Source organism: Blastococcus sp. CT_GayMR16 (assembly GCF_004570875.1).
Lineage (GTDB): Bacteria > Actinomycetota > Actinomycetes > Mycobacteriales > Geodermatophilaceae > Blastococcus_B.
In genome coordinates, this window is record NZ_SPQK01000045.1 from 1 (window position 1) to 2,842 (window position 2,842).

General features: G+C 74.9%; 2 protein-coding genes. Both read left to right on the plus strand.

Features of this window, described 5'->3' with window-relative positions:
- Positions 1-93: 93 nt before the first annotated feature.
- Entirely contained in the window at positions 94-924 is an 831-nt protein-coding gene (locus E4P38_RS22640) for a geranylgeranyl reductase (protein WP_245161249.1), read from the plus strand.
- 133 nt (positions 925-1,057) lie between these two features.
- The coding region (locus E4P38_RS22645; RefSeq protein WP_135134246.1) for a helicase-related protein at positions 1,058-2,842 on the plus strand (1,785 nt) is incomplete at its 3' end.

Genomic DNA, 2,842 nt, shown 5'->3' on the forward strand with positions numbered 1-2,842 from the left:
ATGCGACGTGCACCAGGCGGTCGGTGGGGACCGCGCGGCGCTCCACGGTGGGCCCCTCCGGCCGCGGCAGGTACCGGTCGCCCCACTGCTGCAGTGAGCCGAGCACCAACTCCAATTCCCGACCGGCTGCTCACCGCGGCGCTCGCCTCCGGCGCCGAGCTGCGGCGGCACGTCGTCCGCCGGGTGACGGTGCGCCCGGATCACGTCGAGGTGGACGGGTCGTTCACCGCCGCCGTCGTCGTCGCGGCCGACGGCGCGGAGTCCGTCGTCCGCCGGGCGATCGGCCTGGGCCCGAACCGCGACGACCAGCTGGCCATCGCCATCCGCGGCTACGCACCGGCACTCCCGGGCACGGACGGCGTGCAGGTCATCCTCACGACCGAGCAGCGCTGGCCGGCCTACGCCTGGTCATTCCCGCTCGGCGACGGGCGGGCGAACGTCGGGTACGGCGAACTGGTCTCCGGCGGGGTCAACCGGGAGGGGCTGCTCGCCGGGCTGCAGCGGCTCCTGCCCGGCGTCGAGGCGCGCGAGCTCAAGGCCCACCGGCTGCCGCTGTCGACCGGACGGCCTCGGCAGCGGGACGGCCGGGTGCTGCTGGCCGGGGATGCCGCGTCGCTGATCAACCCGCTGACCGGCGAGGGCATCTTCTACGCCGTCCTCTCCGGGGCGCTCGCCGGCGGAGCCGCGGTGCGCGGCGGTGACGCGGGCGCCGTCTACCGCCGGGCGCTGCACCTGCGACTGGGCCGACACCTCCGGCACTCCTCGACGGCGTCCTGGGCCAGCCGCTTGCCGACGGTCATGGACGCCGTCTTCCGCGCCGCCGGCGACGACCAGCGGGTGTTCGACGACGTCGTCGACCTGGGCCTGGCCGACGGCCGCCTCACCGCCCGCACCCTGACCGCCGCCGCCCGCCGCCTCCGCTGACGGACCCTCCGCGCCGGACGTCCCGGGCGTGCCGGGCATGTTCGCCGTGTTCCTGGCGTTACCCCCCGTAGGGTCCGCGACAACTCGCGTCGATCCGCCCCGACTTTCTCCTGACGAAGGCTTCTTCCGACCTGTGAGTGACACCCCGCAGTACCCCACCCGACGCCGTGAGCGCGCCACCGAGCGCGAGGGCCGGGCCCGCGACGACGACCGCGCCGCCGCCCGCATCGAGCGCCTCGCCCAGCAGAGCTGGGTCGAGGGCGCCGAGCCGGAGCTCCCGGTGCGCACCGTCCGCCCCGAGCAGGTCGTCTTCCACCTCGGGCCGACCAACTCCGGCAAGACCTACGACTCCCTGCTCGCGCTGGCCATGAACGGCCGCGGGGTCTACGCCGCACCGCTGCGCCAGCTGGCGCACGAGGCGTACGAGCGGCTGTCCGCACAGCTCCCCGCGGGCACCGTCGGCCTCTCCACCGGCGAGGAGGAGATCAACTCCGACGCCCCGATCGTCTGCTGCACCGTGGAGAAGGCGCCCATGCGCGGCGACCTGCTCGTGCTCGATGAGTCGCACTGGGTCGCCGACCCCGACCGAGGCCACCACTGGGCCCGTCTCGTGCTGACCGGCGAGTACCGCGAGATGCACCTCATCTCCGCCGCCGAGGCCTATCTGCTGCTCAAGCCGCTGGTCGCGGACACCAAGAAGCTGTCCGTGGTCAACCACAAGCGGCTCTCGCGGCTCGACGTCCTCCGCGCACCCGTCCGGCCCGAGGGCGTGCGGCCGCAGACCCTGGTCGTCGCGTTCTCCCGCAAGGCCGTCTACGCCGTCGCCGCGGCGCTCGACCCGCAGCGGCCCGGCAAGGTCGGCGTCCTCTACGGCGCGCTGCCGCCGGCCACGCGGCGCAGCGTCATCGACCGGTTCACCAGGGGCGAGCTCGAGGTGCTGGTCACCACCGACGTCATCGGCCACGGCATCAACGTGCCGGCCACGACGGTGCTGTTCGCCGAGACGACCAAGTTCGACGGCGTCGAGCGGCGTCCGCTGCGCACCTGGGAGACGGCCCAGATCGCCGGTCGGGCCGGGCGCTACGGGCTGACCGGGCACGGCCAGGCCGGCGTCCTCGCCGGAGTGGCCGGGCTCAAGCCCGACGCCGGACTGCTCGTGGCCGGCGCCGAGGTCGCCCGCGGTGACGCCATGAGCGACCTGCCGAAGCGCGCGCCGCGACTGCGTCCGGAACTCGACGACCTCGGGGCCTTCGAGCCCGTCGACCTCCCCGAGGCGCTGACCCGGTGGATGTCGTGGGCGCGTGCCGCCACCCGCGACCAGGCGATGACCGCCGACGACGTCACCTCGCTCATCGTGCGGGTGCACGCCCTGCTGCCGCTGCTCAAGGGCCCGCTCGGTGCCGCCGGCGATCTCTGGACCGTGTGGCGCCTGATCAACCTGCCGATCGACTACAACCCGCCGCGGCGCACCCGCTGGCTGGTGCTGGCCAAGGCCGCGCTGCAGTCGGCCGTCGGCCTGCCCGTCGCGCCGGAGACGGTGCTCGAGCCGATGCCGGTCAAGGGCAGGGTGGAGGACTACGAGCAGGCAGCCGCCGCGGCCCGCGACGCCCAGACGCTGCTCCGCTCGTTCCCCGACGTCGGCGGTCTGACCAGTGAGGACGCCGCGCTCGTCGAGGACGCCTGCGCCACCCGGATCACCGAACTCCTGCCCGACGCGATCACGCTCTCGGCCTCCGGGCGCTGCGAGGAGTGCGGCACGGCGATCGCCCCGTGGTTCAGCACCTGCCGCGACTGCTCGGCCCGCGACGCCCGGCGGCTCGACGCCCACGACGTCCACCGCGACGGTCACCCCGGCGAGACCCACCGCCGCCACCAGCGGCCCGCGGCGAGCGCCGGCGGCCGACCGGCGCGCACCGAC